Source organism: Orbaceae bacterium lpD02, from assembly GCA_036251875.1.
GTDB classification, from domain to species: Bacteria; Pseudomonadota; Gammaproteobacteria; order Enterobacterales; family Orbaceae; genus Orbus; species Orbus sturtevantii.
Map to the genome: position 1 here is coordinate 1,409,694 of CP133960.1, position 25,639 is coordinate 1,435,332.

General features: G+C 42.2%; 5 protein-coding genes and 2 pseudogenes. 4 read left to right on the forward strand and 3 right to left on the reverse strand.

All coding sequences use genetic code 11. The features are described from left to right. Positions 1-81: 81 nt before the first annotated feature. Entirely contained in the window at positions 82-351 is a 270-nt protein-coding gene (rpsO, locus tag RHO12_06250) for a 30S ribosomal protein S15 (GenBank protein ID WVD67372.1), read from the reverse strand. A gap of 217 nt (positions 352-568) precedes the next feature. Between rpsO and purM the strand changes: the two genes are divergently transcribed. The 3 genes and pseudogenes from purM (at position 569) to RHO12_06265 (ending at position 4,482) form a co-directional block, all read left to right on the forward strand. Then, entirely contained in the window at positions 569-1,606 is a 1,038-nt protein-coding gene (gene purM, locus RHO12_06255; GenBank protein ID WVD67373.1) for a phosphoribosylformylglycinamidine cyclo-ligase, read from the forward strand. Positions 1,607-1,672: 66 nt separating this feature from the next. Continuing rightward, a complete protein-coding gene (gene purN / locus RHO12_06260; GenBank protein ID WVD67374.1) occupies positions 1,673-2,314 on the forward strand; it encodes a phosphoribosylglycinamide formyltransferase in 642 nt (213 codons plus the stop codon). A 1,032-nt stretch (positions 2,315-3,346) separates the two neighbouring features. Further along, positions 3,347-4,482 (forward strand): annotated as a pseudogene (locus RHO12_06265) (IS3 family transposase). 121 nt (positions 4,483-4,603) lie between these two features. Here the strand turns inward: RHO12_06265 and RHO12_06270 are convergent. Together RHO12_06270 and RHO12_06275 are read right to left on the reverse strand one after the other, a co-directional pair. After that, the gene (locus RHO12_06270; protein WVD67375.1) at positions 4,604-16,585 is read right to left on the reverse strand and encodes an Ig-like domain-containing protein; all 11,982 of its coding nucleotides are present in this window, start codon (positions 16,583-16,585) and stop codon (positions 4,604-4,606) included. 382 nt (positions 16,586-16,967) lie between these two features. After that, a complete protein-coding gene (locus tag RHO12_06275; GenBank protein ID WVD65001.1) occupies positions 16,968-24,389 on the reverse strand; it encodes an Ig-like domain-containing protein in 7,422 nt (2,473 codons plus the stop codon). A gap of 262 nt (positions 24,390-24,651) precedes the next feature. Between RHO12_06275 and RHO12_06280 the strand changes: the two are divergent. Next, positions 24,652-25,590: pseudogene (locus RHO12_06280) on the forward strand (IS481 family transposase). The last annotated feature ends 49 nt before the right edge of the window (positions 25,591-25,639 follow it).

Consider the following 25,639-nt stretch of genomic DNA (forward strand, 5'->3'; position numbering starts at 1 on the left):
TTTAGCTGCCAGGCAAAATCGCCACAAAAAAAGGGACGATAATTAGATTATCATCCCTCTTGTTTATAAAGTTTATTAAGATTAGCGACGTAAGCCTAATTTTTGAATTAATTGACTATAACGCTCAACATCAGTACGTTTTAGATAATCAAGTAATTTACGACGGCTAGAAACCATACGTAATAAACCACGACGGCTATGGTGATCTTTTTTATGTTCAGCAAAATGGCTTTGTAGTTCATTAATGTTAGCCGTTAAAAGTGCAACTTGAACTTCTGTCGAACCAGTATCATTCGTGCCACGTCCAAATTCTGCGACTAATTTTGCCTTAGCTTCTGTACTTAGAGACATAATAACTCCTAAAATATTTTAGTTTAAAAAAGAAACGCCGATCTCTAACTCAGCAGTCTCTGTGATGGAGGCAAATTATATATTAATTACCTGGAATTGCAATTACGTATCATAAAAATATCTTGCCTGAATTAAAAACACTTATCGCCATGGTCACTTAAGACTGCTAAAATAACGACACATTTCACCTACATAATGAACCATAAGGGGTTTTATTATGTCAGACAAAACGTCTTTAAGCTATAAAGATGCTGGGGTTGATATTGATGCCGGCAATGAATTAGTCAACCGAATTAAACATGTCGTAAAAGAGACTCGTCGTAAAGAGGTAATGGGTGGATTAGGTGGCTTTGGCGCCTTATGTGCTATCCCGCAAAAATATAAAGAGCCGATCTTAGTTTCAGGTACTGATGGTGTTGGAACAAAGCTTCGCTTAGCTATCGATTTAAACTGCCATGATTCAATTGGTATCGATTTAGTCGCTATGTGTGTTAACGATTTAATTGTTCAAGGTGCTGAACCGCTATTTTTTCTTGACTACTATGCGACAGGTAAACTTGATGTAGATATCGCGGCAACCGTTGTTACAGGTATTGCCGAAGGGTGTAAACAAGCTGGCTGTGCACTCGTCGGTGGTGAAACCGCTGAAATGCCAGGTATGTATCACGCCAATGACTACGATATCGCTGGATTTTGTGTTGGTGTGGTCGAAAGAGCCAAAATTATTGATGGTAGTAAAGTGCAAGATGGGGATGCGATTATTGCGTTAGCATCCAGTGGTCCACACTCAAATGGTTATTCCTTAATACGCAAAATTATTCAAGTAAGCGGTAAACAGCCAGCTGATGAACAGCTAGAGGGTAAACCACTTGCCAACCACTTACTTGCACCAACCAAAATTTATGTTAAATCTATCCTTAATTTAATTGAACAGGTAAATATCCATGCTATTGCCCATATTACGGGCGGCGGCTTTTGGGAAAATATTCCACGCATCTTACCTAACAATATGCAAGCGATTATTAATGAAAATAGTTGGCAATGGCCAGCCGTATTCCACTGGCTAAAGCAAGCTGGTAATGTCGACAAGCATGAAATGTACCGTACATTTAACTGCGGCGTTGGTTTAATTGTTGTAGTGCCGAAAAATCAAGTTCACCGTGCCATTGAATTATTACACGAACAAGGCGAAACAGCGTGGCTAATTGGTGAGATTAAATCCTCTCATTTGGCGGATCACGTTATCATAAAATAGCTTATTTATAAGGCGGCACAGGTTGATCATTTTAATTAAAGTGTAATTAAGGTACCGTGAAATATTATGAAAAAAATAGTTATACTTGTTTCAGGTAGCGGTTCAAACTTACAGGCAATTATCGATGCTTGCGAGCGGCAACAAATTGCCGGACACATTGTTGCAGTAATAAGTAATAAAGCTGATGCCTTTGCCCTTGAACGGGCAAAATTAGCCCATATCCCCAGCCATGTCATTAGCCATTTGGATTATCCATCTCGAGAACAATTTGATGAAGCGGTTGCGAAAAAAATTGCTTATTATCAGCCAGACTTAATTGTTCTGGCTGGTTATATGCGCATTTTAACGGCTGATTTTATTAATCGCTATGCCGGGAAAATATTAAATATTCACCCCTCTTTATTGCCGAAATATCCAGGACTTAATACCCACCACAGAGCGATAGTGTCTGGAGATAAAGAACATGGTACAACCGTCCATTTTGTAACCAAAGAGCTTGATGGCGGCCCTATTATTTTGCAAGCTAAAGTCCCCATTTTTAGTGATGATAAGGAGCAAGATGTCATTGATCGCGTGTTAACACAAGAGCATCAAATTTATCCTTTGGTGATTAAATGGTTCTGTAGCGATCGCTTAATAATGCTAAATGATAAAGCTTACTTAGATAAACAAGAAATTGCAGCTGGTGGTTATGGGAGTGATGATTAATTTATGCTGATTTTGCTGCTATAAAATCGATACCATTAGTTTGGTTATGTTTTTCATAAATTTTTAATACTCTAATTCTTGTCGTATCCTCAATTGCAGTATATTGATAATGTTTAATTTTTTTCCTTTATTATCGATAAAGGATAATAACTTTACATCAACTTGAACATGATGGCTTCATGCTTATTTTCATAGCTTCTTACCTCAGGAATAGCGCGTCAACGTTGATTTTGAGGAAGCCAATTGATGTAACTACGGTTTAATACTTGATAAACGCCAACTACTGATATTTTAATTGCATAATAACGCATTAAATATCAACTAATACGTAGTTGTCAAAAATAATATTTTTGACGTAAATATAAAATATTTCCTTCAATTAGTTTTGCTATACGTAATTTGAGCTTTTCAGGACAAGGTTTACTATTAATTATTCCTTGTTCATCCTGGTTTTCATAATTATTTTTTCAACATATTCAAAAACTCGCAATTTATGAGTGATTTCTCTTTGGGATTTTATACTTATTAAAGATTACACCTGACCCTCGCCAAAAAAATGGACAAATGCCACCTCTATGATATTTTAAATTAACAAAAATAAATCGTCAGTAGCAGTCTTAATTTTCATAGGTAATAGATGCCTAAAATAATTATTATCATTGCGCGTTGTTATAAATTTCCCATCTTTTAAAACTCTATCTAATACTTTTAAATACTTATCAAAACCTTGACAATTAAATTTTTTATTTAAAAAATAAAAAATGACGATAACCGATGACTGGGTATGCCTGTTCAGCTAGCAATAAAGAGCCTCTACTGCATCCCGAATAAATTCGAAATCAATAATCTTAGCAATTTTACGAATAAGATGGTGTTGAGGAACAAGTTCATCAAGAGAGATCTACTCTATTTTTTCGGGTGTGGCTGGTGTCGGTTTTCTAAGCATCGAATCATACCTTTGGATAGGCTACACTAATTCATACAACTTTTTTAGGGGGGTAAGGTAAACTTGCCACCAAAAAGGAAATAAATATGAATAAAGTTAAGCGAGAAAGACGAACATTTAATGCTGATTTTAAACAGCAGATGGTTAATTTATATCAGCATGGTAAGTCTCGTAGTGAATTAGTTGCGGCATATGATTTGACGCCATCAGCATTAGATCGCTGGATCACCCAAGCCACTCAAAGTGGTTCATTCAAAACAAAAGATAACCGTAGCCAAGAAGAAAAAGAATTAATCGCTTTACGTAAAGAGCTTAAGCAGCTTCGAATGGAAAACGATATCCTAAAGCAAGCCGCACTGATAATGGGACGAAAATCGATATTCTAAAAGCCAATCGGCATCGTTATCGTGTTGTTACATTATGTCAACAATTAGGAATATCAAGGCATTATGCTTATTATCAGTGCAAAGCCAATAAACAGAAATCGGTGGTCTATTATGCCGATAAAATTTTAACTATTTTTAAACGTAGTTACCGCGCCTATGGGACTCGGCGAATTCGCCTTGCCTTGCAGGAAGACGGTATTCATGTTTCTCGTCGTTACATTGCTAGAGTAATGAAATGGTTATTACTGACATCAAAGTATACCGTTAAACGGTATAAAACTCACCATGAAGAGGTGAATGAGGACACGACAGCCAATCATTTACAACGTGAATTTGATGCGGGAGATAAAAGACAGGTGATTGTTGCTGACTTGACCTATATTCGGGTTAATCAACGCTGGAATTATTTATGTGTTTTATTGAATTTATCTAATAGACAAATTAGTGGCTACAGCGTTGGTAAGCATAAAACAGCAGACTTAGTGATGTCAGCATTAAGTCAAATTAAACAGCCATTATCAAGCCTAAATTTATTCCATTCAGACCGAGGGAAAGAATTTGACAATTAGCTACTCGATGATTGTTTTAAGACGTTTAATATTCAACGTTCATTAAGTAAAAAAGGCTGTCCTTACGATAATGCTGTTGCGGAAGCCACATTTAAGACGATTAAAACGGAGTTTGTAAAAGATGAAGAATTTATGACAACAACTATGCTACGACAAGCATTTGCTGCATATGCTTATTGGTATAACAATAAGCGGTTACATTCTTCGTTAGGCTATTTGCCTCCCGTTAAATTTAGCAAACAAGTACCCCTTAATTTTTTTGTATGAAAAGGTGTGGACATTCCACTTTGATAATAAAACACCGCGCTATTAGATCAAAGAACTCGCTAAAAAGCGAGTTCTTTGTCAACAATCTGCAGGGCACATATGGCCCTTTTAATACTCAACCTTATTTTTTAGCATAATAAAATTTAACTGCCGAAACATAATCACCTGAAGTTGTTTTAGTCTTTTTAGTTTTCCAACCACTAATCCCTACAAGTTGGCTGCCATTTGGTATATCAAATGTTTGTACTGGTTTCTTAGAACCAGCATCACACTCCCCTTTACCTACTTTAACATCTTCCCTATTATCATTATATACGAACACTATCTGGCCAATAACTTTAAATGTTTCTTTAGTCGTCATCTTACCTACCGTAAAAGAACATTGCAAAACAGAAATCGATTTTACTAAATGAGTGTCTTCAATAGTTACGGGATCGCCTTTTGTACCACCAACATCCCCTATCGCATCGACGATACTACCGGTTCTAGTTGGTAATGTATATTTTGGAGGCTGAATATAATAGGTCGTTTCATCAAAATAAACATCGCCAACAATAGGAGTAGAATCCAATTTACTAACACTCAATTTTGTTGTGCCACTCACAGGCGTTATCCCATTAATTTTACCAGAATTTGACGCTACCGTGATCGTAACAGATCCTAAAGCTACCGCTGTAGCATATCCATCCTGAGCAACAGTTGCAACAGCCGTGTTACTTGATGACCACTTATATTTTATTGAATCAAACAATGAACCTGTCAATACTGCTCCTGTATCTGATGCAGTAACATTAGCGGAATAAGCGTACTTCATCGTTACACCCATTTCTTTATTAGCAATGTCCGTTGCCAATTGATAAGTATACACCGTCAATGTTAACTGCTTGGTATAAGTTATACCATTATTAAATGAAAGCGTAAGCTTATGAGCACCAAGCGCCGATTTATTATCAACTGCAGCAGTCTTAATAGCAGCAGTATAAATACCCGTATTAGTGCCCGTTTCCTTAAACACTAATCGATTAGCAGTATCATTTTTATCTATTGGCATATTCAAACCAGCTTTATTTGACGTTAGCATAATGCTGTTAGCTATGCCGCCAATTGCTTTACCACTTGCATCCTTAAGTGTAACAGTGACAGTAGAGCCGCCTCCTGTAGTACCAGATGCAGCGCCGTTATTCACTATCCGATCTGCACTTAATGTTACACTAGAATTATCTGTGTCAACTGCTGGAACATTACTTATAAAGGTCACACTTACTTTTGCACTACTTACAACATTTTTTGCATTAGTCACCGAGGCAACAATTTCACTATCGCCTCCCGTTTTGCTGGTCACCTCTACAATCGCAATACCATTTTCATCCGTGGTTGCTTCTTTAGTAATAACCGCATCATTACTTGCTGTAAAGGTCACTTTTTGCCCTTTGACACTATTACCAAGTCCGTCTTTAACGGTCACTTGAACTTTATGGATATCACTACCATCGGCAATCTTTTCCTCATCTGCAGTTAATACAGTAATCGCGCCTTTGGTCAGTGTTGCGGTATTGTTGTCCGCAATAAAGATAACATCCTTACTTGCCGACGTTCCGCCGTTTTTACCACTCTTAATCGCCGCCGTAACTGTATACGTACCCGCTACTTTGCTGGTTAAATCGACCGTCGCAACACCATTGGCATCCGTTTTAACTGTACCCGGAATAGTTAAGCCATCGGTTGCGGTAAATAACACGTCTTGACCTGCTACACCATTACCATTTTTATCGGTAACGGTAACTTTAACAGTTAGCTTGGTCTTACCATCGGCTGGTGCGCTATTATTAGTGATTTCAATGTTCTTTGCAGTCACTTCCGCTGTTTCACTATCACCAACAAAGCTCACCTTACCTTTAGTGCTGCTTACGCCGCCTTTGCTATTGGTTACCTTAGCAATGATAGTGCTGTCACCCGCTGTTGTGCTCTTCACATCCACAACTGCAAGGCCTTCTTCATCGGTGGTCGCGTCTTGGGCGATAGTCGCACCATTGTCTGCGCTAAAGGTCACTTTTTGACCCGCGACCACATTTCCATGGCCATCTTTCACTAACACTTGGACTTTATGAACGTCGCTGCCATTAGCACGTTTAGTTTCACCTTGCGTTAACACCGTAAGCGCATCGCTACCAACTGCCGCTGTCTCAGTATCGGCTTTGAAATTAACATCTACGTTAACTGTTGAGTCGCCCACTTCAACGGTGATAGTGCTGTTACCTGGTTTATCACCGGTTACAACTAAGGTTGCATTACCGTCTTTATCGGTGGTAACTGTGGTCACTTTACCGTTTTCATCGGTAAATGACACATCTTCACCCGCCACAACGTTACCGTTTTTATCAACCACTTTAACAATGACTTTGACTTCTTCATCACTGTTAGCAATCGCTGAATCTGGCACCACCGTTATGCTGCCTTCATCAATATGCGCGGTGCTATTGTCTGCAATAAAGATAACATCCTTACTTGCCGACGTTCCGCCGTCTTTACCGCTATTAATCGCTGCAGTAACCGTATATGTACCCGCTACTTTGCTGGTTAAATCGACCGTCGCAACACCATTACCATCAGTTTTAACTGTACCTGGAATAGTTAAGCCATCGGTTGCCGTAAATAACACGTCTTGACCTGCTACACCATTACCATTTTTATCGGTAACGGTAACTTTAACAGTTAGCTTGGTCTTACCATCGGCTGGTGCGCTATTATTAGTGATTTCAATGTTCTTTGCAGTCACTTCCGCTGTTTCACTATCACCAACAAAGCTCACCTTACCTTCTGTGCTGCTTACGCCGCCTTTGCTATTGGTTACCTTAGCAATGATAGTGCTGTCACCCGCTGTCGTGCTCTTCACATCCACAACTGCAAGGCCTTCTTCATCGGTCGTCGCGTCTTGGGCGATAGTCGCACCATTGTCTGCGCTAAAGGTCACTTTTTGACCCGCTACCACATTTCCATGACCATCTTTCACTAACACTTGGACTTTATGAACGTCGCTACCATTAGCACGTTTAGTTTCACCTTGCGTTAACACCGTAAGCGCATCGCTACCAACTGCCGCTGTCTCAGTATCGGCTTTGAAATTAACATCTACGTTAACTTTTGAGTCACCCACTTCAACGGTGACGGTGCTGTTACCTGGTTTATCACCGGTTACAACTAAGGTTGCATTACCGTCTTTATCGGTGGTAACTGTGGTCACTTTACCGTTTTCATCGGTAAATGACACATCTTCACCCGCCACAACGTTACCGTTTTTATCAACCACTTTAACAATGACTTTGACTTCTTCATCACTGTTAGCAATCGCTGAATCTGGCACCACCGTTATGCTACCTTCATCAATATGCGCGGTGCTATTGTCTGCGGCAAACGTTACCTTACCTTCAGTGCTGCTTACGCCGCCTTTGCTATTGGTGACCTTAGCAATGATAGTGCTGTCACCCGCTGTTGTGCTCTTCACATCCACAACTGCAAGGCCTTCTTCATCGGTGGTCGCGTCTTGGGCGATAGTCGCACCATTGTCTGCGCTAAAGGTCACTTTTTGACCCGCTACCACATTTCCATGACCATCTTTCACTAACACTTGGACTTTATGAACGTCGCTACCATTAGCACGTTTAGTTTCACCTTGCGTTAACACCGTAAGCGCATCGCTACCAACTGCCGCTGTCTCAGTATCGGCTTTGAAATTAACATCTACGTTAACTTTTGAGTCACCCACTTCAACGGTGACGGTGCTGTTACCTGGTTTATCACCGGTTACAACTAAGGTTGCATTACCGTCTTTATCGGTGGTAACTGTGGTCACTTTACCGTTTTCATCGGTAAATGACACATCTTCACCCGCCACAACGTTACCGTTTTTATCAACCACTTTAACAATGACTTTGACTTCTTCATCACTGTTAGCAATCGCTGAATCTGGCACCACTGTTATGCTACCTTCATCAATATGCGCGGTGCTATTGTCTGCGGCAAACGTTACCTTACCTTCAGTGCTGCTTACGCCGCCTTTGCTATTAGTTACCTTAGCAATGATAGTGCTGTCACCCGCTGTCGTGCTCTTCACATCCACAACTGCAAGGCCTTCTTCATCGGTCGTCGCGTCTTGGGCGATAGTCGCACCATTGTCTGCGCTAAAGGTCACTTTTTGACCCGCTACCACATTTCCATGGCCATCTTTCACTAACACTTGGACTTTATGAACGTCACTACCATTCGCACGTTTAGTTTCACCTTGCGTTAACACCGTAAGCGCATCGCTACCAACTGCCGCTGTCTCAGTATCGGCTTTGAAATTAACATCTACGTTAACTTTTGAGTCACCCACTTCAACGGTGACGGTGCTGTTACCTGGTTTATCACCGGTTACAACTAAGGTTGCATTACCGTCTTTATCGGTGGTAACTGTGGTCACTTTACCGTTTTCATCGGTAAATGACACATCTTCACCCGCCACAACGTTACCGTTTTTATCAACCACTTTAACAATGACTTTGACTTCTTCATCACTGTTAGCAATCGCTGAATCTGGCACCACTGTTATGCTACCTTCATCAATATGCGCGGTGCTATTGTCTGCGGCAAACGTTACCTTACCTTCAGTGCTGCTTACGCCGCCTTTGCTATTAGTTACCTTAGCAATGATAGTGCTGTCACCCGCTGTCGTGCTCTTCACATCCACAACTGCAAGGCCTTCTTCATCGGTGGTCGCGTCTTGGGCGATAGTCGCACCATTGTCTGCGCTAAAGGTCACTTTTTGACCCGCTACCACATTTCCATGACCATCTTTCACTAACACTTGGACTTTATGAACGTCACTACCATTCGCACGTTTAGTTTCACCTTGCGTTAACACCGTAAGCGCATCGCTACCAACTGCCGCTGTCTCAGTATCGGCTTTGAAATTAACATCTACGTTAACTTTTGAGTCACCCACTTCAACGGTGACGGTGCTGTTACCTGGTTTATCACCGGTTACAACTAAGGTTGCATTACCGTCTTTATCGGTGGTAACTGTGGTCACTTTACCGTTTTCATCGGTAAATGACACATCTTCACCCGCCACAACGTTACCGTTTTTATCAACCACTTTAACAATGACTTTGACTTCTTCATCACTGTTAGCAATCGCTGAATCTGGCACCACCGTTATGCTACCTTCATCAATATGCGCGGTGCTATTGTCTGCGGCAAACGTTACCTTACCTTCAGTGCTGCTTACGCCGCCTTTGCTATTGGTGACCTTAGCAATGATAGTGCTGTCACCCGCTGTTGTGCTCTTCACATCCACAACTGCAAGGCCTTCTTCATCGGTGGTCGCGTCTTGGGCGATAGTCGCACCATTGTCTGCGCTAAAGGTCACTTTTTGACCCGCTACCACATTTCCATGACCATCTTTCACTAACACTTGGACTTTATGAACGTCGCTACCATTAGCACGTTTAGTTTCACCTTGCGTTAACACCGTAAGCGCATCGCTACCAACTGCCGCTGTCTCAGTATCGGCTTTGAAATTAACATCTACGTTAACTTTTGAGTCACCCACTTCAACGGTGACGGTGCTGTTACCTGGTTTATCACCGGTTACAACTAAGGTTGCATTACCGTCTTTATCGGTGGTAACTGTGGTCACTTTACCGTTTTCATCGGTAAATGACACATCTTCACCCGCCACAACGTTACCGTTTTTATCAACCACTTTAACAATGACTTTGACTTCTTCATCACTGTTAGCAATCGCTGAATCTGGCACCACTGTTATGCTACCTTCATCAATATGCGCGGTGCTATTGTCTGCGGCAAACGTTACCTTACCTTCAGTGCTGCTTACGCCGCCTTTGCTATTAGTTACCTTAGCAATGATAGTGCTGTCACCCGCTGTCGTGCTCTTCACATCCACAACTGCAAGGCCTTCTTCATCGGTCGTCGCGTCTTGGGCGATAGTCGCACCATTGTCTGCGCTAAAGGTCACTTTTTGACCCGCTACCACATTTCCATGGCCATCTTTCACTAACACTTGGACTTTATGAACGTCACTACCATTCGCACGTTTAGTTTCACCTTGCGTTAACACCGTAAGCGCATCGCTACCAACTGCCGCTGTCTCAGTATCGGCTTTGAAATTAACATCTACGTTAACTTTTGAGTCACCCACTTCAACGGTGACGGTGCTGTTACCTGGTTTATCACCGGTTACAACTAAGGTTGCATTACCGTCTTTATCGGTGGTAACTGTGGTCACTTTACCGTTTTCATCGGTAAATGACACATCTTCACCCGCCACAACGTTACCGTTTTTATCAACCACTTTAACAATGACTTTGACTTCTTCATCACTGTTAGCAATCGCTGAATCTGGCACCACCGTTATGCTGCCTTCATCAATATGCGCGGTGCTATTGTCTGCAATAAAGATAACATCCTTACTTGCCGACGTTCCGCCGTCTTTACCGCTATTAATCGCTGCAGTAACCGTATATGTACCCGCTACTTTGCTGGTTAAATCGACCGTCGCAACACCATTACCATCAGTTTTAACTGTACCTGGAATAGTTAAGCCATCGGTTGCCGTAAATAACACGTCTTGACCTGCTACACCATTACCATTTTTATCGGTAACGGTAACTTTAACAGTTAGCTTGGTCTTACCATCGGCTGGTGCGCTATTATTAGTGATTTCAATGTTCTTTGCAGTCACTTCCGCTGTTTCACTATCACCAACAAAGCTCACCTTACCTTCTGTGCTGCTTACGCCGCCTTTGCTATTGGTTACCTTAGCAATGATAGTGCTGTCACCCGCTGTCGTGCTCTTCACATCCACAACTGCAAGGCCTTCTTCATCGGTCGTCGCGTCTTGGGCGATAGTCGCACCATTGTCTGCGCTAAAGGTCACTTTTTGACCCGCTACCACATTTCCATGACCATCTTTCACTAACACTTGGACTTTATGAACGTCGCTACCATTAGCACGTTTAGTTTCACCTTGCGTTAACACCGTAAGCGCATCGCTACCAACTGCCGCTGTCTCAGTATCGGCTTTGAAATTAACATCTACGTTAACTTTTGAGTCACCCACTTCAACGGTGACGGTGCTGTTACCTGGTTTATCACCGGTTACAACTAAGGTTGCATTACCGTCTTTATCGGTGGTAACTGTGGTCACTTTACCGTTTTCATCGGTAAATGACACATCTTCACCCGCCACAACGTTACCGTTTTTATCAACCACTTTAACAATGACTTTGACTTCTTCATCACTGTTAGCAATCGCTGAATCTGGCACCACCGTTATGCTACCTTCATCAATATGCGCGGTGCTATTGTCTGCGGCAAACGTTACCTTACCTTCAGTGCTGCTTACGCCGCCTTTGCTATTGGTGACCTTAGCAATGATAGTGCTGTCACCCGCTGTTGTGCTCTTCACATCCACAACTGCAAGGCCTTCTTCATCGGTGGTCGCGTCTTGGGCGATAGTCGCACCATTGTCTGCGCTAAAGGTCACTTTTTGACCCGCTACCACATTTCCATGACCATCTTTCACTAACACTTGGACTTTATGAACGTCGCTACCATTAGCACGTTTAGTTTCACCTTGCGTTAACACCGTAAGCGCATCGCTACCAACTGCCGCTGTCTCAGTATCGGCTTTGAAATTAACATCTACGTTAACTTTTGAGTCACCCACTTCAACGGTGACGGTGCTGTTACCTGGTTTATCACCGGTTACAACTAAGGTTGCATTACCGTCTTTATCGGTGGTAACTGTGGTCACTTTACCGTTTTCATCGGTAAATGACACATCTTCACCCGCCACAACGTTACCGTTTTTATCAACCACTTTAACAATGACTTTGACTTCTTCATCACTGTTAGCAATCGCTGAATCTGGCACCACTGTTATGCTACCTTCATCAATATGCGCGGTGCTATTGTCTGCGGCAAACGTTACCTTACCTTCAGTGCTGCTTACGCCGCCTTTGCTATTGGTGACCTTAGCAATGATAGTGCTGTCACCCGCTGTTGTGCTCTTCACATCCACAACTGCAAGGCCTTCTTCATCGGTGGTCGCGTCTTGGGCGATAGTCGCACCATTGTCTGCGCTAAAGGTCACTTTTTGACCCGCTACCACATTTCCATGACCATCTTTCACTAACACTTGGACTTTATGAACGTCGCTACCATTAGCACGTTTAGTTTCACCTTGCGTTAACACCGTAAGCGCATCGCTACCAACTGCCGCTGTCTCAGTATCGGCTTTGAAATTAACATCTACGTTAACTTTTGAGTCACCCACTTCAACGGTGACGGTGCTGTTACCTGGTTTATCACCGGTTACAACTAAGGTTGCATTACCGTCTTTATCGGTGGTAACTGTGGTCACTTTACCGTTTTCATCGGTAAATGACACATCTTCACCCGCCACAACGTTACCGTTTTTATCAACCACTTTAACAATGACTTTGACTTCTTCATCACTGTTAGCAATCGCTGAATCTGGCACCACCGTTATGCTACCTTCATCAATATGCGCGGTGCTATTGTCTGCGGCAAACGTTACCTTACCTTCAGTGCTGCTTACGCCGCCTTTGCTATTGGTGACCTTAGCAATGATAGTGCTGTCACCCGCTGTTGTGCTCTTCACATCCACAACTGCAAGGCCTTCTTCATCGGTGGTCGCGTCTTGGGCGATAGTCGCACCATTGTCTGCGCTAAAGGTCACTTTTTGACCCGCTACCACATTTCCATGACCATCTTTCACTAACACTTGGACTTTATGAACGTCGCTACCATTAGCACGTTTAGTTTCACCTTGCGTTAACACCGTAAGCGCATCGCTACCAACTGCCGCTGTCTCAGTATCGGCTTTGAAATTAACATCTACGTTAACTTTTGAGTCACCCACTTCAACGGTGACGGTGCTGTTACCTGGTTTATCACCGGTTACAACTAAGGTTGCATTACCGTCTTTATCGGTGGTAACTGTGGTCACTTTACCGTTTTCATCGGTAAATGACACATCTTCACCCGCCACAACGTTACCGTTTTTATCAACCACTTTAACAATGACTTTGACTTCTTCATCACTGTTAGCAATCGCTGAATCTGGCACCACTGTTATGCTACCTTCATCAATATGCGCGGTGCTATTGTCTGCGGCAAACGTTACCTTACCTTCAGTGCTGCTTACGCCGCCTTTGCTATTAGTTACCTTAGCAATGATAGTGCTGTCACCCGCTGTCGTGCTCTTCACATCCACAACTGCAAGGCCTTCTTCATCGGTCGTCGCGTCTTGGGCGATAGTCGCACCATTGTCTGCGCTAAAGGTCACTTTTTGACCCGCTACCACATTTCCATGACCATCTTTCACTAACACTTGGACTTTATGAACGTCGCTACCATTAGCACGTTTAGTTTCACCTTGCGTTAACACCGTAAGCGCATCGCTACCAACTGCCGCTGTCTCAGTATCGGCTTTGAAATTAACATCTACGTTAACTTTTGAGTCACCCACTTCAACTGTGACGGTGCTGTTACCTGGTTTATCACCGGTTACAACTAAGGTTGCATTACCGTCTTTATCGGTGGTAACTGTGGTCACTTTACCGTTTTCATCGGTAAATGACACATCTTCACCCGCCACAACGTTACCGTTTTTATCAACCACTTTAACAATGACTTTGACTTCTTCATCACTGTTAGCAATCGCTGAATCTGGCACCACCGTTATGCTACCTTCATCAATATGCGCGGTGCTATTGTCACTTACAAAAGAGATCTGTCCATTTGCATCATATGTGTCATTTAACGCATTGGTTACCTTGGCATTTACCGTATAAACACCTGCCGTTTTAGCTGTTAAGGTTACTTTTGCAATACCTTCTTCATCAGTTTCAACCGCATCAGGGATCGTTAAACCATCCGCGCTAAAAGTAACAGCATAATTAGGCACTGGATTTTCATAGCGATCGATCACCATTACTTGGAGTTCATGAGTGTCGAGACCATTGGCAAGCTTGTTTTTACCTTCTGTCAAAATCGTCAATACCTGACTATTAAATTGTGCAGAATTCCTATCGACACTAAAATGGATAGGTACCTTTTTCTCTGAATTACCCACTCTTACCAGCAAATCGTTATTTCCTGGTCTTGGACTGAGAATGATAATATGCGCGAAGCCTTCAAAATCAGTCTCTGCAACGCTCACTGTACCATCTGCTTCGGTAAAGGTAACTTTCTCACCGACGACTGGCTGGCCATCTTCATCAACAATCTTAACCTTAACGGTCACGCCTTCGTCACTATTAACGATTGGCTCACCAATTATTTCTATTTCTTCATCACTAATTTTCGCAGTTGTCATAAATGAAATGTTAGAGCGGCCTAGTTCACGCCCATCAACCGAGACACTTAGCTCATAATCACCAGGAGTCGTACTGGTAATTGGGAAGGTAATATGCCCTTCACTATCAGTCATCCGCGTTAAAGTTGTCCCTTCATTACCATCCAATTTAAAACCGTCAAGATATGCACGATTATCATTCACGATCGCAAAATCAACCGCCATATTTGCCAATGGTTTATCAGTGATCTCATCTTTTAATACTACACTAACAACACCTTCCGTTTCACCATTAGCGAGAATCTCGGATTCAGGTAAGATCGTTAGCTTGGTAATTGTTTCATTTATTGGCGCAGGCGAGACAATAACATTCGTTGTGGCCATATTAGAACGGTTACCGTTGATATCAACGGCAACCGCTGTAACATCATAATTATTACCATCTAATGTTGAAAGGCTGTCATAAAATGGCATTGTAATGGTTGCAATATACGGATACAAAGGACTCGCTGTTAGCGTGCCTCCCTTGGCAATTAATGATGGTGCTGACCATTCAATGTGATCGATTTTATATTTATTTTGTGTGATCGTCGGCATTAAGGTTGCAGACTGGGTTGCCAGTATCGCTAACGTTTTAGGTAAGGCAATTCTTAAAAGCGTCTGCTTTTGGTACTGCATGACAATTGAATTATTTCTATCAACGAAGTTATAGCGAGAGCCTTTAAGGGTTCTCATTTCCGAAACAAAATCACTATCTAATTGCTGATCTAATGGTACGCCAAAACGGTAATTTAACTCAAATGAACCTGTCGTTTCACTGACGTCGCCCATAGCATGGTTTACTTTAAATGAAAATAACGGAACGGGCGTGTATGATAAGCCAATGCGGTAGGCTTCGGGGTCATCTTTTAAGTTACTGAGCGAGCTAGATCCCTTCAGGTTAACATTGTCACCAAAGTATTTTTCGTATTGTAAATTGGCACCAATATTTGGATAGCTTGGCAAAAATCCTTCTGCGCGGATATCAAAACCATTAGCAGGTCTTTCATCATAGCCGGCAAAACCATTTAATTTTGACTCACGCCAATCCGTTAAACGGAAATAACCATTGGTTGAAAAGCGAAGATAATCGGCACCGAGCTCTAATCCAGCTCCGAGTCTGGCATTATCATTTTTTAAATCACGATCGTAAAAGCTGTTAACGCCCCACATCCAATCGTCAGAAAAGTGGCGATAACCGAGTCCTAGGTTTGCCATTTTTCGATGTTCATCTGCTTGATTAAATCTCGATTGCGAGAAAATAAGGTGATTACTATTTTCAAACAATGGAATTAATAGCTCAGCACTAAAGGTATTTTTGCCAATTTGGATACGGCTATTACCATACTGATTGAGCCAGCTTTGCATTTGACCGCTTAAATAACCATAAGCTGAACTCTCTAACCAGCCTCTGGCAGCATCATTGCTATTATCACTTGATACAATTTGTGCCGTCCGCGATAGCCCAGAGGCGAGCAGCTCCTCACCTGACACATTTTTGTTGCCATCAGACGCTAACTTGCTCGTTAGTTCTGGTAAGCTACTTTTTACTTTCGATAGTGCTTCGCGATTTTTCAGCGCCTCTGCATCCAAATTAATGGCAGACGCAACCGACTGAGCACTGGTAAATAAAGGCAGTACGATTTGTACCGTCAATAAAATTCTACTTATCACACGCATTTTTACACACCTATTAGATGAAATAACATTTATTCACACGGTATAATATAGAATCCTATTTTTATATCTATTAAGATAACCTAAATTCACTTTAAAGAAGATGTAAATGTCAATCGTTAAATAAATTATTTTTATTTACCTAAAATGGTGTGAGCTAGTACAAAATAGGCATAGTAAGCACTACTTAGACGGGGTTTTGAGGAACAAGCTCATCAAGAGAGATGTGCTCTATTTTTTCGGGTGTTGCGGGGGCCGGTATTCTAAGCATCAGGACATACCTTTGATAGTTAAACACCACACTATTAGATCAAAGAACTCGCTAAAAAGCGAGTTCTTTGTCAACAATCTGAAGGGCCGCATGCGGCCTTTTTTATATTACACCTTATTTTTTAGCGCTATAAAGTTGAACTCCAGCAATATAACGTGTTTCCACACCACCATATACTTTCATTAATTCGGTCGTCCAAGCCCGATATCCAACAAACTGTTGGTTTTCAGGTATTGTAAAAGTTTGGACTGCCTTCTTGTCTTTACAATCCCCTTTACCTATTTCTATCTTTCCTATAGGACTAGAAGAATTATAATGAAATATTAATTGGCCAACAGCAGGTACATCTTCGTATTTTCTTAAACCCGTTCTTACTGTATACGTGCAGATTAAAACTTCAATCTTCGTTACTTTATCCGTCTGTGTAATATATTTTTTATCGCCTAATGTTCCTCCTGTTTCGCCAATCGCATCAACAATAGAACCTGTTCTAGCCAACAATTGATAATCAGGTGGTGCAATCAGATAGTCAGGAGACGGATCCGATTTTGAAGTGACACCATAAATAGGGCTCGAATCCAGAGCTGTAACACTTACCAATCCAGTTGCAACTCCTAAGCTGATTCCATTGAATTTAGCATTACTTGGTGTTGCTTTCACTGTGATTTGATTATCTGATTGTTTTTCCCCTTTAACCCATCCCACAGAGTTAACGCTAACTACCGATGCATTACTTGATGACCACGTATATGTCCCTGGCACTATGGACGTATTCACTGTTCCTGTATCAGAATCAATAGCATAAACTTTATATTCGTAAATCATCCCTGGACCAATTTCTCTGCTAGGGTAATTCATTACTAACTGATAAGTATACACCGTAAATGTTAACTGCTTGGTATAAGTGATACCATTATTAAATGAAAGCGTAATCTGATAATCACCAACCGCCGATTTATTATCAACTGCAGCAGTCTTAATCGCAGCAGTATAAATACCCGTATTGGTGCCCGTTTCCTTAAACACTAATCGATTCGCTGTATCGTTTTTATTTGTCGGCATATTTAAACCCGCTTTATCTGACGTTAGCATAATGCTATCCGCTATGCCGCTAATCGCGTTACCACTAGTATCCTGAAGTGTAACGGTGACTGTAGAGCTCCCTCCTGTGGTACTAGAAGTAGCGCCGTTATTCACTATTCTAGTAGTGCTTAACGCCACACTTGACTTAGTTGTATTAACTTCAGGAATATTGCTAATAAAGGTCACACTTACGTTTGCACTGCTTACAATATTTTTCGTATTGGTCACCGAGGCAGTTATTTCGCTGTCTCCTCCAGTTTTGTTTGTAACCTCTGCAATAGCAATACCATTTTCATTGGTGATCACTTCTTGGGTAACCGTTGCACCATTGTCCGCACTAAAGGTTACTTTTTGCTCGGCTACTGCATTACCCAGTCTATCTTTCACTGTCACTTGGACTCGGTGAATATCGGTACCGTTAGCAAGTTTCTCTTCATTTTCGGTAAGAACAATCAGATCACCTTTAGTAAGTGTTGCAGTATCTTTATCTGCCACAAAGTTAATATCAATCTCTTGCGTTGAATCACCGACATTTACCGTGACTTTGCTTTCACCCGCCTTCGGATTAGATACGGTTAGCTCGGCATTACCGTCTTTATCAGTTTTAACCGTTTTGACGACGCCATCGGCATCGGTAAAGGTGACGTCTTGGTTAGCGACCACGTTACCGTTTTTATCAACCACTTTAACCTTGACGGTCGCGCCCTTACCACCGGCTACGCCATCAGTAACGGTAATGCTACCTTCATCAACGTGCGCGGTGCTGCTGTCGGCCACATAGTTAATGTCAATCTCTTGCGTTGAATCACCGACATTTACCGTGACTTTGCTTCCGCCAGCCTTCGGATTAGATACGGTTAGCTCGGCATTACCGTCTTTATCGGTTTTAACTGTCTTGACGACGCCATCGGCATCGGTAAAGGTCACATCTTGGTTAGCAACCACGTTACCGTTTTTGTCGACTACCTTAACCTTAACGGTCGCACCCTTACCACCGGCTACGCCATCAGTGACGGTAATACTGCCTTCATCAACGTGCGCGGTGCTGCTGTCGGCCACATAGTTAATGTCAATCTCTTGCGTTGAATCACCGACATTTACCGTGACTTTGCTTCCGCCAGCCTTTGGATTAGATACGGTTAGCTCGGCATTACCGTCTTTATCGGTTTTAACTGTCTTGACGACGCCATCGGCATCGGTAAAGGTCACATCTTGGTTAGCCACCACGTTACCGTTTTTGTCAACCACTTTTACCTTAACGGTCGCACCCTTACCACCGGCGACGCCATCAGTAACGGTAATACTGCCTTCATCAACGTGCGCGGTGCTGCTGTCGGCCACATAGTTAATGTCAATCTCTTGCGTTGAATCACCTACGTTTACCGTGACTTTGCTTCCGCCTGCCTTCGGATTAGAAACTGTCAACTCGGCATTACCGTCTTTATCGGTTTTAACTGTCTTGACGACGCCATCGGCATCGGTAAAGGTCACGTCTTGGTTAGCCACAACGTTACCGTTTTTGTCAACCACTTTAACCTTAACAGTCGCACCCTTACCACCAGCTACGCCATCAGTGACCGTAATACTGCCTTCATCAACGTGCGCGGTGCTGCTGTCGGCCACATAGTTAATGTCAATCTCTTGCGTTGAATCACCGACATTTACCGTGACTTTGCTTTCACCCGCCTTTGGATTAGATACGGTTAGCTCGGCGTTACCGTCTTTATCAGTTTTAACGGTCTTGACGACGCCATCGGCATCGGTAAAGGTCACGTCTTGGTTAGCGACCACGTTACCGTTTTTATCGACCACCTTAACCTTAACGGTCGCGCCCTTACCACCGGCTACGCCATCAGTGACGGTAATACTGCCTTCGTCAACGTGCGCAGTGCTGCTGTCGGCCACAAAGTTAATATCAATCTCTTGCGTTGAATCACCGACATTTACTGTAACTTTACTTGCCCCAGACTTGGAACTAGAAACAACAAGCTCGGCATTACCGTCTTTATCGGTGGTAACCGTGGTCACTTTACCATTTTCATCCGTAAATGAAACATCTTCACCCGCGATAATATTACCGTTTTTGTCGACTACCTTAACCTTGACGGTCGCCCCCTTACCACCGGCTACGCCATCAGTGACCGTAATACTGCCTTCATCGACATGGGCGCTATCATCTTCAACAAAGTTAATGTCAATCTCTTGCGTTGAATCACCGACTTTAACGGTCACGGCGTTACTACCAGGTTTGTTACCTGTTACAACCAGTGTGGCATTACCGTCTTTATCGGTTTTAACTGTCTTGACGACGCCATCGGCATCGGTAAAGGTCACATCTTGGTTAGCCACCACGTTACCGTTTTTGTCGACTACCTTAACCTTAACGGTCGCACCCTTACCACCGGCTACGCCATCAGTGACGGTAATACTGCCTTCATCAACGTGCGCGGTGCTGCTGTCGGCCACATAGTTAATGTCAATCTCTTGCGTTGCATCACCCACATTTACCGTGACTTTGCTTCCGCCTGCCTTCGGATTAGAAACTGTCAACTCGGCATTACCGTCTTTATCGGTTTTAACTGTCTTGACGACGCCATCGGCATCGGTAAAGGTCACATCTTGGTTAGCGACCACGTTACCGTTTTTATCAACCACTTTAACCTTGACGGTCGCGCCCTTACCACCGGCTACGCCATCAGTAACGGTAATGCTACCTTCATCAACGTGCGCGGTGCTGCTGTCGGCCACATAGTTAATGTCAATCTCTTGCGTTGAATCACCGACATTTACCGTGACTTTGCTTCCGCCAGCCTTCGGATTAGATACGATTAGCTCGGCATTACCGTCTTTATCAGTTTTAACCGTTTTGACAACGCCATCGGCATCGGTAAAGGTCACATCTTGGTTAGCAACCACGTTACCGTTTTTATCAACCACTTTAACCTTAACAGTCGCGCCCTCACCACCGGCTACGCCATCAGTGACGGTAATACTTCCTTCATCAACGTGCGCGGTGCTGCTGTCGGCCACATAGTTAATGTCAATCTCTTGCGTTGAATCACCGACATTTACCGTGACTTTGCTTTCACCAGCCTTCGGATTAGAGACGGTTAGCTCGGCATTACCGTCTTTATCGGTTTTAACTGTCTTGATGACGCCATCGGCATCGGTAAAGGTCACATCTTGGTTAGCCACCACGTTACCGTTTTTGTCAACCACTTTAACCTTAACAGTCGCGCCCTCACCGCCAGCTACGCCATCAGTGACGGTAATGCTACCTTCATCAACGTGCGCGGTGCTGCTGTCGGCCACATAGTTAATGTCAATCTCTTGCGTTGAATCACCGACATTTACTGTGACTTTGCTTCCGCCAGCCTTCGGATTAGATACGGTTAGCTCGGCATTACCGTCTTTATCAGTTTTAACCGTTTTGACGACGCCATCGGCATCGGTAAAGGTCACATCTTGGTTAGCAACCACGTTACCGTTTTTATCAACCACTTTAACCTTAACAGTCGCGCCCTCACCACCGGCTACGCCATCAGTGACCGTAATACTGCCTTCATCAACGTGCGCGGTGCTGCTGTCGGCCACATAGTTAATATCAATCTCTTGCGTTGAATCACCTACGTTTACCGTGACTTTGCTTCCGCCAGCCTTTGGATTAGAAACTGTCAGCTCGGCATTACCGTCTTTATCGGTTTTAACGGTCTTGACGACGCCATCGGCATCGGTAAAGGTCACATCTTGGTTAGCCACAACGTTACCGTTTTTGTCGACTACCTTAACCTTAACGGTCGCACCCTTACCACCGGCTACGCCATCAGTAACGGTAATACTGCCTTCATCAACGTGCGCAGTGCTGCTGTCGGCCACATAGTTAATGTCAATCTCTTGTGTTGAATCGCCGACATTTACCGTGACTTTGCTTGCCCCAGACTTAGAACTAGAAATAACAAGCTCGGCATTACCGTCTTTATCGGTGGTAACCGTGGTCACTTTACCGTTTTCATCGGTAAAGCTCACATCTTCACCCACGATAATATCACCATTTTTGTCGACCACCTTAACCTTGACGGTCGCGCCCTCACCACCAGCCACACCGTCAGTGACCGTAATACTGCCCTCATCAACGTGTGCCGTACTGTTATCTTGAACGAAGGACACCTTCGCCTCTGCACGACTAGAGTTATTTTTGGTGTTGGTCATCGTTGCAACAATAGTGCTCTCTCCAACAGTATCACTCTTAACGTCAGCAACGGCTAGACCGTTTTCATCTGTCGTTACTTCTTGAGTGATCGTTGCACCATTATCTGCGCTAAAGGTCACTTTTTGACCCGCCACAACATTTTTACGACCATCTTTAACTAACACTTGCACTTTATGTGTATCAGTGCCATTAGCGCGCTTTTTGTCATCTTTAGTTAATACTGTCAGCGCGTCACTGTCGATTTTTGCGGTACCGAGATCGGCGCTAAAATCAATAGGCACTTTTTTCTCTGAATTACCCACTCTTACCAGTAAATCGTTATTACCCGGTCTTGGGCTGAGAATAATAATATGCGCAAAGCCTTCAAAATCCGTTTCTGCGATAGTTACGGTGCCATCTGCTTCGGTAAAGGTAACTTTCTCACCAATGACTGGCTGACCATCTTCATCAACAATTTTAACCTTAACGGTCACACCTTCGTCACTATTTGCAATAGGCTCACCAATTATTTCTATTTCTTCATCACTAATTTTCGCAGTTGTCATAAATGAAATACTAGCGCGGCCTAATTCACGCCCATCAACTGAGACACTTAGCGCATAATCACCCGGTGTGGTGCTGGTAATTGGGAAGGTAATATGCCCTTCACTATCGGTCATCTGTGTTAAGGTTGTCCCTTCATTACCATCAAGTTTAAAACCGTCAAGGTATGCACGCTTATCATTCATGATCGCAAAATCAACCGCCATATTTGCCAATGGTTTAGCGGCAATATCATCGATTAACTGCACGCTAACAATAGCAGTTGCTTTACCATCGGCAAGAATATCGGTATCCGGTGAAATCGTAAATGCTGAAATCTTTTCATCTATTGGCGCAGGCGAGACAATCACTCTCGTTGTGGCCATATTTGAACGGTTGCCGTCGATATCAACAGCGACCGCTGTAACATCATAATTATTACCATCTAATGTTGAAAGGCTGTCATAAAATGGCATTGTAATGGTTGCAATATACGGATAGAAAGGACTCGCTGTTAACGTGCCCCCTTTCGCAATTAACGATGGCGCTGACCACTCAACATAATCGATCTTACCTTTATTTTGTGTGATTGTTGGTGTTAAGGTTGCTGACTCGGTTGCTCGTATCGCTAACGTTTTAGGTAAGGCAATTCTTAAAAGCGCCTGCTTTTGGTACTGCATGACAATTGAGTTATTTCTATCAACGAAGTTATAGCGAGAGCCTTTAAGGGTTCTCATTTCTGAGACAAAGTTACTATCTAACTGCTGATCTAATGGCACACCTAAGCGGTAATTTAACTCAAATAAACCCGTCGTTTCATTGACGTCACCCATCGCGTGATCGACTTTAAATGAAAACAACGGAACGGGCGTGTATGATAAGCCAATGCGGTAAGCTTCTGGGTCATCTTTTAAGTTACTGAGCGAGCTAGATCCCTTCAGGTTAACATTCTCACCAAAGTATTTTTCATATTGTAAATTGGCGCCAATGTTTGGATAGCTTGGCAAATACCCTTCCGCACGAACATCAAACCCATTGGCGGGTCTTTCATCATAATCAGCGAAATCACTTAATTTTGACTCACGCCAATCGGTTAGACGGAAATAACCATTGGTTGAAAAGCGAAGATAATCGGCGCCAAGCTCTAATCCAGCTCCGAGTCTGGCATTATCATTTTTTAAATCGCGATCGTAAAAGCTGTTAACGCCCCACATCCAATCGTCAGAAAAGTGGCGATAACCGAGTCCCAAATTTGCCATTTTTCTATTTTGATCTTCTCGGTTGATCCTTGATTGCGAAAAAATAAGATGATTACTATTTTCAAACAATGGAATTAATAGCTCGGCACTAAATGTCCTTTTACCAATTTGGATACGGCCATTACCATACTGGTTAAGCCAGCTCTGCATTTGACCGCTTAAATAACCATAAGCTGAACTCTCTAACCAGCCTTTGGCTGCGTCATTGCTATTATCACTTAATACAATTTGCGCTGTTCGTGATAACCCAGAGGCGAGCAGCTCCTCACCTGACACATTTTTATTGCCATCAGACGCTAACTTGCTCGTTAGTTCCGGTAAGCTACTTTTTACTTTTGATAGTACTTCGTGATTTTTCAACGCCTCTGCATCCAAATTAATGGCAGACGCAATCGACTGAGCACTGGTAAAGATAGGCAGTACAATTTGTACCGTTAACAAAATTCTACTTATTACACGCATTTTTATAAACCAAAACATACAATTAGATTAATTTAACGAACTATAATACATAAATATATTTTTATATCTACTTAAATGATACAAATTTACGTTAAAATAGTGTAAATATTAACAAAAAAACAAATTATTTTTATTTGTATGAAATAGCATAAGATTTTTTATTCTGTAGATAAGCCTATAAATATTGATTGTCAAATAAACTATAAAAGTCTAGACCTAGGAAGACAATTAGTGTTTTATAACTATAGTCGGAGGTCTAAATATGATCAGTATAAAAGCTAAGAAAGAGATAGCCCATAAACTAAAAATATTAAATTATGGGCTAGAGCATAAGAATATTGCAAAAACATGTCGTCATTTTTCTATTTCGAGACAAACTTATTATGTGTGGCGAGCGGCATATGAAAAGCATGGTGAAAAAGGGTTAATTAATAATAAACCTTGTCCAGAAAATCCGTCTTTACGTATTGCTAAAGAGATTGAAGAGCAAATTATTTATTTAAGAACAACTTACCATTTTGGACCACAAAAAATATCGTGGTATTTGATGCGATTTCACAATATTAAAATATCACGTTCCGGTTGTTATTATGTCCTTTTACGTAACAAGCTCAATCGACTCCCTAATAACCAACGCCAACGCTCTAAACCGTCATTTAAACGGTACCAAAAGCAAGTTCCTGGTCATCATGTTCAAGTCGATATAAAGTTCCTATTTTTTAAAAATTCACAAGGTGAACGAGTTAAACGTTTCCAATATACCGCCATAGATGATGCAACACGAATAAGAGCGTTAAAAATTTATGAGCGACACAATCAACTTAATGCCATTGATTTTATTAACTATGTGGTTGAGAAGTTTCCTTTTAGAATTAAAACGATTCGAACCGATAATGGGCATGAATTTCAATCAAAATTTAATTGACATATTCATGATTTAGGTATGGAACATGTTTATATAAAACCAGGAACACCTCGATTAAATGGTAAGGTAGAGCGCTCTCATCTAACTGATAAACAAGAATTCTATCAATTAATTGAATACACTGATGATGTCGATTTGCATCAAAAATTAGCTGAATGGGAAGCTTTTTATAATTTTCACCGACCCCATTCAGCTCATTCTGGACAAACACCTTATGAAATGTTAAAACAGAAGTTAAATTTTCAAACTAACAATGTCAGCCTAGGTTCTGAGTGACACACCTGACAGATACCTAATGAAAAACGGGTAACTGTCAGATTAGGTT